The following is a 12,951-nucleotide window of genomic DNA, read 5'->3' on the forward strand; positions in this document are numbered from 1 at the left end:
GGCGGCTATCACCCCGTCAGGCGTGGCACGTAGCGGGTCGGCACCAGCTCCGGCGCGAACGTGCCTTCGCCGGCCGGCGGTTCGTTGAGCAGGCGCAGCATGCGGGCGACGTAGGCGGCCTTGTCATAGCCGATCGAGGAGATCGGATAGGCTTCGAAATCGAGCAGCGAGAGATTGTCGAAGCCGTAGAGGCGGAAGCGCGCCGGCCGATTGTCTGGAAAATCCGTCCGAAAGACGTCGAGGATGCCCATCGCCATGGCATCGGAGGTGCAGAAAACGGCGTCGGGCTGGCCACCATCGAGCAGACCCGGTGCCAGGGCGTGGCCGGAACGATAGGAATAGTCGCCCTGCCAGGTTCGCAGCAGCTGGATGTCGTGGAACTGGAAGGCTCGGCGATAAAGGCCGATGCGCGCCTGCTCAACCAGGGAACTCGCGCGCCCGGTGACAAGGCTGGCACGCTTCACGCCCTTCGCGGCGGCATCCGCGACAGCCTGGCCGATGCCGACGGCCTCGTCCGGGATGATGGCGGGCGAGCGATGATCGTGGCGTCCGTTGAGCATGATCACCAGATCGGAGCGGAACATGCGCCTCACCGTCGCGGCATCGGCGAAATCGGAGAATACCAGGGCGGCGTCGACATGATAGGCCACGCCCTGGCGCAGGAATTCCTCGACCTTGTCGGTAGAGCCGACCCGCACCAGGATGACCTGCCGGCCGCCCGCCTGGATCTCGGCCAGCAGCAGATCGAACAGATCGAGGTCGGAAAGGTCGTGAATGTGGTTGACCAGGACGGCGACGAGATTGACGGTCTTGGTCGTCAGGCTCTGTGCCAGGAGGTTGACGCGGTAGCCGAGTTCGGCGGCAGCGGCCAGGACGCGGTCGCGCTTGTCACCGGACACCGGCCGCTTGGAGGCGGAGAGTGCGCGCGAGGCGACGGCCCTGGAAACGCCGGCAAGCGCGGCCACGTCGCTGATGGTCGGTGCTGCCTTGCGCCTCATGCGGCCTTATAAGCTCCTCCAAAGCGTTTTGCGATTTGGCGGCGTGGCCAAGAATCGCAAAGACGCGTCGAACCAAAGAGTCAGAGCAACGCAGCGTCGGTGTGTAAACGCGCTTTGCTCCATGGGAGTGCGAAATCATAGCTGACGCCACGCCCTAATACAGGAAACAACGGTTTGGAAGGTCCCTTCTGTCAATGACGATCTGCTTCGACATCGGCGGCTCCGCCATCAAGGCGGCCATCGCCTCGCCGCGAGGCGAGATCAGGCCCTTTGCGCGGGTTGCGACGCCGCTCGGCGATTTCGAGGCCTTCGTAGCGGTGCTTGCGGATCTGAGGCGGCAAGGCGGAGCCGGGGCAGGGGATGTCATCGCCTTGTCCATCACCGGCGTCGTCGATCCCCGCAGCGAGATCATCACCTGTGCCAACATTCCCTGCATCGATGGGCGGCGGCTCGCTCCCGACCTGGCCGAGCGGCTTGGCGTGCCTGTGCACGTCGCCAACGATGCCGATTGCTTTGCCCTCGCCGAAGCCGTGAAGGGGGCCGGGCGCGGGCATCGCATCGTCTTCGGCATCATCATCGGCACCGGCATCGGCGGCGGCCTCGTCATCGACGGGCGGATCCTCGCCGGGGCTGGCGGTTTTGCGGGCGAGTGGGGGCATGGACCGGTCGCGGCGACCGAGGCGGGCGATCCGCCGGTCGCGATTCCACGCTTTGCCTGCGGCTGCGGCCAGAAGGGCTGTGTCGACACGGTGGGGGGCGCGCGCGGCCTCGAGAGGCTGCATCGCCACCTCACCGACGAGGAGCGCGACAGTACCGAGATCATCGCGGCCTGGCGATCCGGCGATGCCGCCGCGGCGCGCACGGTGGCCTGCCAGGTCGATCTCGTCGCCTCCCCCCTGGCCTTGGCCGTCAATATCGTCGGCGCCGATATCGTGCCGGTCGGCGGCGGCCTCGCCAGCGTGCCGGAACTGATATCAAGGCTGGACGAGGCCGTACGCCGCCGAATCCTGCGGCGGACCGCCGGGCCGCTGCTGGTGCCGAGTCTTCTGGCGGCGGAGCCCGGATTGATTGGCGCGGCCCTCTTGGCCCATCAGGGAGAACGCGCATGACGGCCCTGCTCGAAGTCTGCGTTGCCGACGCCTATAGCCTGGAGGCCGCGATCGAGGGTGGCGCCGATCGCATCGAACTGTGCTCGGCGCTCGAGCTTGGCGGATTGACGCCGTCATCAGGCCTGATGCGCTTGGCGGCGCAGGCACCGATCCCTGTCTATGCCATGGTCAGGCCGCGGGCCGGCGACTTCGTCTTCTCGGTCCGGGAAGGCGAACTCATGCTGGCCGATATCGAGGCGGTGGGTGGAGCGGAGCTCGCCGGGGTGGTGCTGGGCGCCTCCTTGCCCGATGGCAGGCTCGACGAGGCCCTGCTGACGCGCTTGCGCGGACAGGCGCGAGAGCTCGGCAGCACGCTGCATCGCGCCTTCGATCTGGTGCCGGACCGGCATGCGGCGCTGGAGACGGCCATCGCGCTCGGCTTCGAGCGCATTCTGACGTCGGGAGGGGCGCTGACCGCATCCGCGGGGCTGGACGAATTGGTGCGCCTGCATCGGGCAGCCGGCGGCCGCATCGGCATCATGCCGGGCTCGGGATTGACGCCGGCCAATATTGCCGCGCTGCTGGCGGCCCTGCCCGTTGTCGAAGTGCACAGCTCCTGTTCGGCTGCCGGGGAACCCTGGAGCGCCGATGCCATTCGCCTCGGCTTTGCGGTGGGCGGGCGGCGCCAGACCCAAGTCGAAATGGTCCGCGCTTTCCGCGCGGCGATGTCGTCGGTCTAAAAAGAAATGGCCGCCCGAAGGCGGCCATTCCAGCGAACGGGATGCGCCGCTTTAGATGATCTGGCGTAGCACCACGAAGAGCACGAAGGACAGGGCCATCGAAGCGGGCAGGGTAAGCACCCAGGCCATGATCAGGTTGCGGACTGTCGACATCTGCAGCCCCGTGCCATTGGCCGCCATGGTGCCGGCGACACCCGACGACAGCACATGGGTGGTGGAGACCGGCAGGCCGAGATAGTCGGCAGCGCCGATCGTCGCGGCCGCGACGATCTCGGCCGAGGCACCCTGGCCATAGGTCAGGTGGGTCTTGCCGATCTTCTCGCCGACAGTCACCACGATGCGCTTCCAGCCCACCATGGTGCCGAGGCCGAGGGCCAGGGCGATGGCGACCTTCACCCAGGTCGGGATGAACTTGGTCGTGTTGTCGGTGGCCACGTGATAGGTCTTGATCGTCTTCAGATCGGCATCCGACACCGGCAGCAGCTTCTTGGAATCGATCAGCTTGAGGGCTTCGCCGATCAGATACATGTCGTTGCGGGTGTTGGAGACCAGTCCCGCGGGCACCGCCGCGGCCGAGCCGTAGGGCGAGAGCTGGGAGGTGGTCTGTTCGATGAAGATCTTCAGGGCCGGCGTCGTCTCGTCGCTCCAGTTGCGCGTGCGCACCGCCTCGGCGACCTTGGCCTTGGCATCGGCAGGAGCAACCGTCACGCCCGGCTTGATGTAGTTGCCCAGCACCGAACCGGCTGCGGCCGACGCAGCCTTGTAGGTCTCGAGATAGTTGATGTGGGGCGTACGATTGAGGGCGAAGGCGGTGGGCACCACGCCGATCAGGATCAGCATGATCAGGCCCATGCCCTTCTGGCCGTCATTGGAGCCATGGAAGAAGCTGACCAGCGTGCAGGTGAGGATCAGCAGGCCACGGATCCAGAGCGGTGGCGGGTTGTTGCCCTTCGGCTCGACATAGAGGGCCTTGTTGCGCACCACGGTTTTCATCAGGAGCAGCAGGGCGCCGGCCAGGAAGAAGCCGAACAGAGGCGAGATCAGCAGCGACAGGCCGATATTCTTGGCCTGGGACCAGTCGACGCCGCTGGTGGCGGAGCCCGCCGGCGCCAGGAACTGGTTGGCGAGGCCGACGCCGATGATCGAACCGACCATGGTGTGCGAGCTCGAGGCCGGCAGGCCGAAATACCAGGTGCCGAGGTTCCAGACGATGGCGGCGATCAGAAGTGCGAACACCATCGCCAGGCCCGCACTCGAACCGACCTGCATGATCAGTTCTACCGGCAGCAGCGAGATGATGCCGAAGGCCACCGCACCGCTCGCCGTGAGCACGCCGAGGAAGTTGAAGAAGCCCGACCAGATCACCGCGAATTCAGCGGGAAGCGAATGGGTGTAGATCACCGTCGCCACCGCATTGGCGGTATCGTGGAAGCCGTTGACGAATTCGAAGCCGAGCGCAATCAGCAAGGCGAGGCCGAGCAGGATCCAGGGCACGGCCACCGCGCCGGTAAGATCGGCGACCAGCGCGTAGCAGACATAGCCCAGGCCCCCGAGCAGGATCAAGGCGATCACGATATTGGGCAGGTTGCCGAGAGAGCTTGGCCTGTCGAGCGGATGACCGCTTCTTTGGCCCGATGTAACGTCCGTCATCTCCAAAACACCCCCGTGTTTCCATGGTCTGGCGACCCTTAGGCGGGGTTCGTGAAGCTTAGATGACAAAATGTTAATCTGGCGCCGCGGGTACGGAAGAAGAGGGCCCCATCAGGCCTCTTTCGCGGGGGAAAACACCTGCCGGCGCCAGAGCAGCTGTACGGCCCGGTCGAAATCGGCAGTGGCCTTGTCGAAGGCGCCGAGCTGGCGATGCACGATGCTGCGCTTGAAGAGGGCATCGGCATGGCCGGAGTCGAGCGCGATTACCCTGTCATAATCGGCGATCGCCTGGGGGAAGGCCCGTTTGTGGTGATAGGCGAGAGCCCGTTCGTACAAGGTGTCGACGGCGTCGGGCTTGCGATCGATGGTCTGGCTGAACTCGGCGATGACCCTGTCGAGGTCCCGGTCGTCGGACTTTGCCGGGCCGGCATCGGCTGGCGTGGTTTCGGATTCGGACATGCTGACGGAACGCCCTTGCATCTCGGTGGCACCTACCGGGAGTACGGCGAAGCCCTCCTTCATCCGCCGCAGGGTCCCGAGTCACGCTCGAAAGAATCTGAGCGTATATGAACAGCAACGTTAGGGAATGTCCATGACGTTGCGTTAGAGGGCCGGGGGACGAAATTCGCAGCTTGGACGCTCTCAGTTCCGTAGGCGCTCGAGGGCCAGCTTGCGCCCCGCGATGGCTTGCGGCAGGCCGGGCTTGAGCTGCAGGGCACGATCGTAGTCGGCCAGCGCACGTTCGAAATCGCCACGTTTGCGATAGGCGCCTGCCCGGTTGAGAAAGGCCAGCGCATTGCTGCCGTCGAGCCCGATGGCCTGGTCGAGATCGGCGATGGCGCCGGCATCGTCGCCCATGAGGCCGTGGACGGCACCGCGCAGGCGCAGCGCTTCGGCATGGCGCGGATTGAACTTCAGCGCACGGTCATAGTCGGCGATGGCGAGATCGAACTCCCGGCGGCTGGCCCGCGCATAGCCCCGCGAGGTCAGGGCCAGCACATGCTTGGGATTGAGCCGGATCACGCTGTCATAGGCGAGGATGGCCTGTTCGAGATCGCCCTGGCGTCCATAGAGCCCGGCAAGGGCGTAGAATCCGTCGGGATTGCGTGGATCGAGCAGCGTGGCCTGGCGCAGATCCTCCAGAGCCCGGGCCGGCTGCTTCTTCGCGGCATAAGCACTGCCGCGCGCGATCAGGGCGACAGCCCTGGCCGCGTCGTTGACGCCGCTGAGATCCACGATCGAGGTGCAGGCGATGATGACGCGGTCAGGCGCACCCTGGCGGCAGGCCTTCCAGTCGAGAGGGCTGGCGGGACCGTGCGGATGAAGCGCCAGGAAGGCCGGGACCAGGGCTTTGAGAGGCAGCATCGTGAAGTCGCGATGAGGCGATAAACGCGGTTCCCATCTATAGGCTCGATCGTCTGCGGGGCAAATGGTTGCAAGCGGGCATTGGCCCTTGTTTTGTGCGGTCCTCGGGGAGGGAAGGGCAGGCAGGAACGCCCACAATTGCGAGAAAGGCGTTTTGCCTGGCTCGAATGTTCATGCGATACGGCGTTTGTTTGCTTTTTCCTTGACTTTGCGCTGCAAAAAGCGCAGCAACCGCGTGTAACGACCGCTCGGGGGTTCGCGCGGCGCGCTGGTTTTTGGCTTTTTGAGAAGCAGCGCCTCATCCCCGGCCGTCCCCAACAACATTCCGCTGCTCCCATCCGCGCGTGGGTCGCGATATCGCCGTACCGTTTCATCATGCCATTGCGGCTGAAGACGGGCTGTGATCGCGGACCCGGACGGTGGCCGCGCTGCCGTCCGATCGACGAGCGTGGCATGAAGGATTTGATGTGACTTCCGAAGTAACTTTTGCAGCGCTCGGCCTTGCCGAGCCGCTTTTGCGTGCGCTTGACGCCGCCGACTACCAGAACCCCACCCCGATCCAGCACAAGGCGATTCCCGCTCTCCTCGAAGGGCGCGACATGATGGGCCTGGCGCAGACAGGCACCGGCAAGACGGCCGCCTTTGCGCTGCCGATCCTGCAGCGCCTGTCGAAGTCGCGCCATGGCGCCGGCCCCAAGGGCGTGCGCGCCCTCATCCTGGCGCCGACGCGTGAGCTCGCCATCCAGATCGACGAGAGCTTCCGCACCTATGGCGTGCATATGGGCTTTCGCATTGCAGTGATCTTCGGCGGCGTCAGCCAGGGCCCGCAGGTCAAGGCGCTCGCCGACGGCGTCGACATCCTGGTCGCCACGCCCGGCCGCCTGCTCGACCTGCAGCAGCAGCGCAAGGTCCGCCTCGACAAGGTGGAGATCCTGGTGCTGGACGAGGCCGACCGCATGCTCGATATGGGCTTCTCGCGCGACGTGCTCAAGATCGTCGATGAGACGCCGCTGGAGCGCCAGTCCTTGCTGTTCTCGGCCACCATGCCGAAGACGATCAAGAAGCTCGGCGAGGAGATTCTCCTCAACCCGGTGCATGTGGAAGTGACGCCGGAAGTGGTGACGGTCGACAAGATCGACCAGCATGTCTACCACGTGCCGGCCTCGGTGAAGCGCTCGCTGCTCCTGCACCTGCTCAATGATCCGGCGATGAGCCGCGTCATCGTCTTCACCCGCACCAAGCACGGCGCCAACCGCGTTTCGGGCCATCTCGACAAGGCCGGCATTCCCTCGGCGGCGATCCACGGCAACAAGTCGCAGAATGCCCGCCAGAAGGCGCTGGAGGATTTCCGCTCGGGTTCCACGCGCATCCTGGTGGCGACCGACATCGCCGCCCGCGGCATCGATGTCGACGACATCACCCATGTCATCAATTTCGAGATGCCGGTGGATGCGGAAAGCTATGTGCACCGTATCGGCCGCACCGCCCGCGCCGGGCGCAGCGGCATCGCCTATTCGTTCTGCGATCCCAATGAGCGCGACGAGCTCAAGGCGATCGAACGCCTGACCAAGAAGCCGCTGATGGTGGCCGCTCCGGTGCAGGGGCTCGAAGCCGATCAGAAGCACGGCGAACGTGGTCCCCGCCACCCGCATCAGGGCAAGCCGAACGGCAAGCCCCGGAACAACAACGGGCAGCAGGAAAAGTCTCATTCAGGCCAGCCGCGTTCGGGGCGTTCGCGCCGTCCGGGTGGCCGCAACAATCAGCGTCGCGCCGCCTGAGGGCGCGGCCTTTTCATTCCCTCAATAGGACCTGCACATGGCAAAAGAAGAACTGATGGAATTTGAAGGCGAGGTTTCCGAAGTGTTGCCGGACGCCCGTTTCCGCGTGAAGCTCGACAATGGCCACGAGATGATCGCCTACACGGCCGGCAAGATGAAGAAGAACCGCATCAAGACCATCGAGGGCGACCGCGTCACCGTCGAGATGTCGCCCTACGACCTCGACAAGGGACGTATCATCTTCCGCCACAAGGACGAGCGTGCGTCGTCCGGGCCCCGTCCGCCGCAGCGCGGTGGCGGCAATATGCGCCGCCGCTGATCGGGAAGGCGGGTCTTCGGGCCCGCCCGCTCAGGCGCCTTCAGCCTGGGAGCACCGGGTTGGTGTGCCGGTCTCCTCAGCTCCATGTGATGGAGCGAGACCGGCCGGCTTCCCGCGCTCAATATCGCTCATTCGACGATTTGGGCTTGCCACCCCCGGCCCTTCTTCCGCATCGATGGCACAGCCTCGAATCCGGAAGATCCAATATGAGCCAAGACGATCCGCGCAAAGACGAACTCGACCTGCGCCGCGCCATCATCGACAAATGCCGCTGGATGAATGCCAACGGCCTCAACCAAGGCACCTCCGGCAATATTTCGGCCCGCTGCGGCGACCGCATGCTGATCACGCCTTCGGCCATTCCCTATCACGAGATGGAGCCGGAGATGATCGCCGCCATGCCCTTCGAGGGTGCGTATGGTGCCTGGGAAGGGCCGCTGAAACCCTCGGTGGAATGGCGCTTCCATTTCGATATCCTCAAGGGCCGCCCGGATGCTGGGGCCGTGGTGCATACCCACGCCACCTGGTCCACCATCCTCGCCATTGCCCATAAGCCGATCCCGGCCATCCACTACATGATCGCGGCCTTTGGCGGGCCCGACATACGCTGCGCGCCCTATGCCCGCTACGGCTCGGAGGAATTGTCGCGCTTCGCCCTCGAGGCCCTGGAGGGCCGCAATGGCTGCCTGCTCGCCAATCACGGCATGATCGCCGTCGGCTCCAGCCTCGACAAGGCAATGTGGCTGGCCCATGAGCTCGAAACCCTGGCCAAGCAATATTACCACGCCCTTCAGATCGGCGGCGCGAACATCCTGCCCGACAGCGAGATCGCGCAGGTGGTCGAGGGCTTCAAGAGCTACGGCCTGCAGGACAAGAAGCCATAGACTTCGCAGCCTCTGGAAGCGCCGGCGGGGTGCGTTCGGAAGAACGAAACCCTGCCCTGCGATACCCGGGGCTCACCAGGTCGGCACATAGGCGCCCTTATATTTGGCCAGGACGAAGTCCCGGACCTCGGGCGAGCGATAGGATTGCGCCAGGAGCGGCACCCAGGGCTTGTCCTTGTCCGCGGCACGCACGGCAATCAGATTGGTGTATTGCGGCTTGAGTTCTTCCAGGATCAAGGCCTGCCTGGTCGGGTCGAGGCCCGCAGTGACGGCATAATTGGCATTGACTGCTGCGGCATCGACATCGTCGAGGGAGCGCGGCGTCTGGGCGGCGTCGACCTCCAGGAAGCGCAATTGCTTGGGATTGGCGGTGATATCGGCCACGATCGGCTTGTAGCCGACGCCGTCCCTGAGGCCGATGATGCCCTTGTCGCGGAGCAGGAGAAGGGTGCGGCCGCCATTGGTCGGGTCGTTCTGGATGGCGATGGTGGCGCCGTCGGGCACCTCGCTCCAGGCTTTGTGCCGGCGCGAATAGACACCCAGGCGCGAATTGATGATCGGGGCGATGCCGACGATCTTGTAGCCGCGGTCGGCGATCTGGTTGTCGAGATAGGGCTGGTTCTGGAAGGCATTGGCCTCGATTTCCCCGGCGTCGAGCGCCGCATTGGGCACGACATAGTCGGAGAATTCGATCACCTCGATGTCCAGGCCGAGCTTGGCGGCGACGGGCTTGGCCGCTTCCAGGGTTTCGGCCATCGGTCCGGGCGTGGCGCCGACTCGGATGCGTGTCGATGAGGCGAGGGCGGCTGCCGGCGCGGCGAGCAGGGAAGCGGCAGCCAGCGTCAGGACGGAGCGGCGGTTCAGGGAAGAGGGCATCGATCGGTCTCATTGAGGAATAGGTCGATGCGATGGTAGGGAAATTAACTCATTAAATCCATAAAAATTATATACTATATGGCTGCATTATTCCGCAATTCATAGAGAATCGATCCGAAGTTGGCGCAACCAGCCTTCTCTACGAAGTGGGCTTTGCATTGCATTTCTGAAAGAAATGCATGGGGTGGCCTCGCAAAGCGAGGTCGGAGGGGGCGGGCAACGCAATAGTCATTGAAGGCTCGCACAACGGTCGCACAAGCTCGTTGTGCGGTGAGTGCTGCCCGCCACATCATCCGACCCGGCTCCGCCGGGCTACCTTCCCCAGTTGCGCTGGAGTGCGCTGGAGAAGGTAGATCGCGCCTCTTCCTGCGCGGGCGAAACCCGATCCTCAGAGGATGAACTGGCTGAGATCGGTGTTCTTGGCGAGGTCACCCACCGTCTTCTGCACATAGTCGGCGTCGATCGTCACTTTCTCGCCGCCCTTGTCGGGCGCGGTGAAGGAGATCTCGTCGAGGATGCGTTCCATCACCGTCTGCAGCCGGCGCGCGCCGATATTCTCGACGGTGGCGTTCACCTGCACTGCGATGGCGGCGATGGCATCGATCGCCTCGGGCGTGAAGCTGAGCTCAAGGTTCTCGGTGCCCATCAGCGCCACATATTGCTTGATCAGGCTGGCTTCCGTGTCGGTGAGGATGCGGCGGAAGTCGTCCTGGGTCAGCGCCTGCAATTCGACACGAATCGGCAGGCGACCCTGCAACTCGGGCAGGAGGTCGGAAGGCTTGGCGACATGGAAGGCGCCCGAGGCGATGAAGAGGATGTGGTCGGTGCGAACGGCGCCGTGCTTGGTCGACACGGTGGTACCTTCGATCAGCGGCAGGAGGTCGCGCTGCACGCCCTCGCGGCTGACGTCGGCACCGCCGCGGTTTTCACGGGCGCAGATCTTGTCGATCTCGTCGAGGAAGACGATGCCGTTGTTCTCGACCTGGCGGATCGCCTCCTGCACGATCTGCTCCTGGTCGAGCAGATTGTCAGCCTCCTCCTGGATCAGCTGGTCATAGCTGTCCTTGACCGTGGTGCGCTTGGTCTTGGTGCGCCCCGAAAAGGCCTTGCCGAAGATGTCGCCGATCGAGACGACGCCCATCTGGCCCTGCGGCAGGCCAGGCAGCTCGAAGGACGGCGAGGAAGTGTCCTTCATCTCGATCTCGATTTCCTTGTCGTCGAGCTCGCCGGCGCGCAGTTTCTTCTGGAAACTATCGCGGGTCGCCGGGCTCGCCGTCGCGCCGACCAGGGCGTTGAGCACGCGCTGTTCGGCGGCCAGATGCGCCTTGGCCTGGACTTCCTTGCGCTTTTCGGCCTTCACCAGTGCTATGCCGATATCGATGAGATCGCGTACGATCTGTTCGACGTCGCGCCCGACATAACCGACCTCGGTGAACTTCGTCGCCTCGACCTTCAGAAAGGGCGCGTTGGCGAGCTTGGCGAGACGGCGCGAAATCTCGGTCTTGCCGACGCCGGTTGGCCCGATCATCAGGATATTCTTGGGCATCACCTCTTCGCGCAGCGTCTCGTCGAGCTGCAGGCGGCGCCAGCGATTGCGCAGGGCAATGGCGACGGCGCGCTTGGCGTCGTGCTGGCCGACGATGTGGCGGTCGAGTTCTGAGACGATTTCGCGGGGGGAGAAATTGGACATAGGCACTCGGGAGGAAGGGTAAAGCTGCTACATAATGGCTGAAACGCGAAAATCCAGCATCGAGAATTGAAGCCGACCCCGCAATTGCGCGAAGCGAATGGCGCGAGGGCGGTATGATGATAACGCAACTTCTGTCCCGGGGCATATTGGTCTGAAGATTTGTGAGGGATGATGGGCTCTTTGCCTTGACAGGAGTCTTGTCCCACCGTCAGGATGCCGCCGCCTGTGGGGACCGTCTGCACCGATGGTGGGTCGGCTCCGGCAGGCTTTTTAGGTGTTCGCAACGGTCCGAAAGAGGCCGAAAAGGCAGAAATGCCGCCTTGGTGGCGGTGATCGGGCTCATCATCCTTTTGCTTGGGGGAAACGTCGTGGCGTCAGTCGACTTCGTCAATGTCAGGAAATCATTCGGGACCCACCCCGTCATCAAGGGCGTGGACATCGAGATTGCCGATGGCGAGTTCGTGATCCTGGTCGGCCCCTCGGGCTGCGGGAAGTCCACGCTCCTGCGCATGCTGGCGGGCCTGGAGAACATCTCGGACGGCGAGATCCGCATCGGCAAGGACGTGGTCAACAACCTGCCGCCCAAAGAGCGCGACATCGCCATGGTGTTCCAGAATTACGCGCTCTATCCGCATATGAGCGTGGCCGACAATATGGGCTTCTCGCTCAAGCTGAAGGGCGCCAGCAAGGCCGATATCGAAAAGCGCGTGAAGCCGGCTGCCGAAATCCTCGGCCTTTCCAAGCTGCTCGACCGTTACCCGCGCCAATTGTCCGGCGGCCAGCGCCAGCGCGTTGCCATGGGCCGGGCGATCGTGCGTGACCCGCAGGTCTTCCTGTTCGACGAGCCGCTCTCCAATCTCGACGCCAAGCTGCGCGTCGCCATGCGCGCCGAGATCAAGGAACTGCACCAGCGCCTGAAGACGACGACCGTCTACGTCACCCACGACCAGATCGAGGCCATGACCATGGCCGACAAGATCGTGGTGATGCATGACGGCATCGTCGAGCAGATCGGTGCTCCGCTCGATCTCTACGACCAGCCGGCCAATCTGTTCGTGGCCGGTTTCATCGGCTCGCCGGCGATGAACTTCATCAAGGGCAAGCTCGATCCCGCCGATTCCAGCCGCTTCATCGCCGAGGATGGCAGCGTGCTGCCGGCACGGGCGCCGCGCCAGGCGACCGACAAGCCGCTGATCTACGGCCTCAGGCCCGAAAGCCTGCGCATCAGCGGCACCGGCATTCCGCTGACCGTCGTGGTCACCGAGCCGACGGGGTCCGAGACCCACATGACGGCCAAGCTTGCCGGCACGGATGTGACCTGCGTCTTCCATGAGCGCGTGGCGGCCCAGCCCGGCGAGACCGTGCAGGTCGCCATCGACGTCGGTTCGACCCATTTGTTCGACTCCGCAAGCGGGCAGCGCCTGGAGCCGGCCGCCTGATTGGCTACAGGCCTTGCGGGACTGAGTGCATCGCCGGCCGGCGCGGGATCTTTCCGTGCCGAGGCCGGTGATATTCCCGGGATGCCGCGGCCTGGAAGCTCGCCTGTGCGCCCGGCATTCCAAC

13 protein-coding genes are annotated in these 12,951 nt (G+C 64.4%); 6 read left to right on the forward strand and 7 right to left on the reverse strand.

Features of this window, described 5'->3' with window-relative positions:
• Positions 1–8 precede the first annotated feature (8 nt).
• Positions 9–998 (reverse strand): LacI family DNA-binding transcriptional regulator, encoded by a 990-nt coding sequence (locus ACIGJE_RS07800; protein ID WP_367626804.1) that lies wholly within the window; start codon positions 996–998, stop codon positions 9–11.
• A 194-nt stretch (positions 999–1,192) separates the two neighbouring features.
• On the opposite strand from ACIGJE_RS07800, the gene ACIGJE_RS07805 reads away from it, so the two are divergent.
• Positions 1,193–2,107, forward strand: a complete 915-nt coding sequence (locus ACIGJE_RS07805; protein ID WP_415086746.1) for an ROK family protein — start codon at positions 1,193–1,195, stop codon at positions 2,105–2,107.
• Positions 2,104–2,826, forward strand: a complete 723-nt coding sequence (locus ACIGJE_RS07810; RefSeq protein ID WP_415086748.1) for a copper homeostasis protein CutC — start codon at positions 2,104–2,106, stop codon at positions 2,824–2,826. Before ACIGJE_RS07805 ends, ACIGJE_RS07810 begins: the two co-directional genes overlap by 4 nt.
• 51 nt (positions 2,827–2,877) lie before the next feature.
• Here the strand turns inward: ACIGJE_RS07810 and ACIGJE_RS07815 are convergent, their stop codons facing one another.
• From ACIGJE_RS07815 to ACIGJE_RS07830, 4 genes are all read right to left on the reverse strand, one after another.
• The gene (locus ACIGJE_RS07815; protein ID WP_415086750.1) at positions 2,878–4,476 is read right to left on the reverse strand and encodes an inorganic phosphate transporter; all 1,599 of its coding nucleotides are present in this window, start codon (positions 4,474–4,476) and stop codon (positions 2,878–2,880) included.
• Between the two features lie 111 nt (positions 4,477–4,587).
• Complete coding sequence (locus ACIGJE_RS07820; protein WP_415086752.1) at positions 4,588–4,935, reverse strand: tetratricopeptide repeat protein; 348 nt, start codon at positions 4,933–4,935, stop codon at positions 4,588–4,590.
• Positions 4,936–5,118: 183 nt separating this feature from the next.
• Complete coding sequence (locus ACIGJE_RS07825) at positions 5,119–5,841, reverse strand: tetratricopeptide repeat protein (protein ID WP_415086754.1); 723 nt, start codon at positions 5,839–5,841, stop codon at positions 5,119–5,121.
• A gap of 171 nt (positions 5,842–6,012) precedes the next feature.
• The gene (locus ACIGJE_RS07830) at positions 6,013–6,165 is read right to left on the reverse strand and encodes a hypothetical protein (protein WP_311944146.1); all 153 of its coding nucleotides are present in this window, start codon (positions 6,163–6,165) and stop codon (positions 6,013–6,015) included.
• A gap of 143 nt (positions 6,166–6,308) precedes the next feature.
• Here ACIGJE_RS07830 and ACIGJE_RS07835 point away from each other — a divergent pair, with 143 nt between their 5' ends.
• The 3 genes from ACIGJE_RS07835 (at position 6,309) to ACIGJE_RS07845 (ending at position 8,822) form a co-directional block, all read left to right on the forward strand.
• Entirely contained in the window at positions 6,309–7,619 is a 1,311-nt protein-coding gene (locus ACIGJE_RS07835) for a DEAD/DEAH box helicase (protein WP_311944148.1), read from the forward strand.
• Positions 7,620–7,656: 37 nt separating this feature from the next.
• Complete coding sequence (gene infA, locus ACIGJE_RS07840; protein WP_068294521.1) at positions 7,657–7,938, forward strand: translation initiation factor IF-1; 282 nt, start codon at positions 7,657–7,659, stop codon at positions 7,936–7,938.
• Between the two features lie 206 nt (positions 7,939–8,144).
• On the forward strand, positions 8,145–8,822 hold the full coding sequence (locus ACIGJE_RS07845; RefSeq protein WP_394314988.1) for a class II aldolase/adducin family protein: 678 nt from the start codon (positions 8,145–8,147) through the stop codon (positions 8,820–8,822).
• Between the two features lie 72 nt (positions 8,823–8,894).
• Here the strand turns inward: ACIGJE_RS07845 and ACIGJE_RS07850 are convergent, their stop codons facing one another.
• Together ACIGJE_RS07850 and hslU are read right to left on the reverse strand one after the other, a co-directional pair.
• A complete protein-coding gene (locus ACIGJE_RS07850; protein WP_394314987.1) occupies positions 8,895–9,698 on the reverse strand; it encodes a MetQ/NlpA family ABC transporter substrate-binding protein in 804 nt (267 codons plus the stop codon).
• 388 nt (positions 9,699–10,086) lie between these two features.
• Complete coding sequence (gene hslU, locus ACIGJE_RS07855; RefSeq protein WP_483679732.1) at positions 10,087–11,388, reverse strand: ATP-dependent protease ATPase subunit HslU; 1,302 nt, start codon at positions 11,386–11,388, stop codon at positions 10,087–10,089.
• A 368-nt stretch (positions 11,389–11,756) separates the two neighbouring features.
• On the opposite strand from hslU, the gene ACIGJE_RS07860 reads away from it, so the two are divergent.
• The gene (locus ACIGJE_RS07860) at positions 11,757–12,827 is read left to right on the forward strand and encodes an ABC transporter ATP-binding protein (RefSeq protein ID WP_311944155.1); all 1,071 of its coding nucleotides are present in this window, start codon (positions 11,757–11,759) and stop codon (positions 12,825–12,827) included.
• Positions 12,828–12,951: the final 124 nt, after the last annotated feature.

Source organism: Labrys sp. E2SS-1L, from assembly GCF_057073705.1.

Coding starts and splice junctions, on each gene's coding strand:
- ACIGJE_RS07800 (WP_367626804.1), bottom strand. CDS start 998: ATGAGGCGCAAGGCAGCACCGACCATCAGCGACGTGGCCGCGCTTGCC.
- ACIGJE_RS07805 (WP_415086746.1), top strand. CDS start 1,193: ATGACGATCTGCTTCGACATCGGCGGCTCCGCCATCAAGGCGGCCATC.
- ACIGJE_RS07810 (WP_415086748.1), top strand. CDS start 2,104: ATGACGGCCCTGCTCGAAGTCTGCGTTGCCGACGCCTATAGCCTGGAG.
- ACIGJE_RS07815 (WP_415086750.1), bottom strand. CDS start 4,476: ATGACGGACGTTACATCGGGCCAAAGAAGCGGTCATCCGCTCGACAGG.
- ACIGJE_RS07820 (WP_415086752.1), bottom strand. CDS start 4,935: ATGTCCGAATCCGAAACCACGCCAGCCGATGCCGGCCCGGCAAAGTCC.
- ACIGJE_RS07825 (WP_415086754.1), bottom strand. CDS start 5,841: ATGCTGCCTCTCAAAGCCCTGGTCCCGGCCTTCCTGGCGCTTCATCCG.
- ACIGJE_RS07830 (WP_311944146.1), bottom strand. CDS start 6,165: ATGTTGTTGGGGACGGCCGGGGATGAGGCGCTGCTTCTCAAAAAGCCA.
- infA (WP_068294521.1), top strand. CDS start 7,657: ATGGCAAAAGAAGAACTGATGGAATTTGAAGGCGAGGTTTCCGAAGTG.
- ACIGJE_RS07845 (WP_394314988.1), top strand. CDS start 8,145: ATGAGCCAAGACGATCCGCGCAAAGACGAACTCGACCTGCGCCGCGCC.
- ACIGJE_RS07850 (WP_394314987.1), bottom strand. CDS start 9,698: ATGCCCTCTTCCCTGAACCGCCGCTCCGTCCTGACGCTGGCTGCCGCT.
- hslU (WP_483679732.1), bottom strand. CDS start 11,388: ATGTCCAATTTCTCCCCCCGCGAAATCGTCTCAGAACTCGACCGCCAC.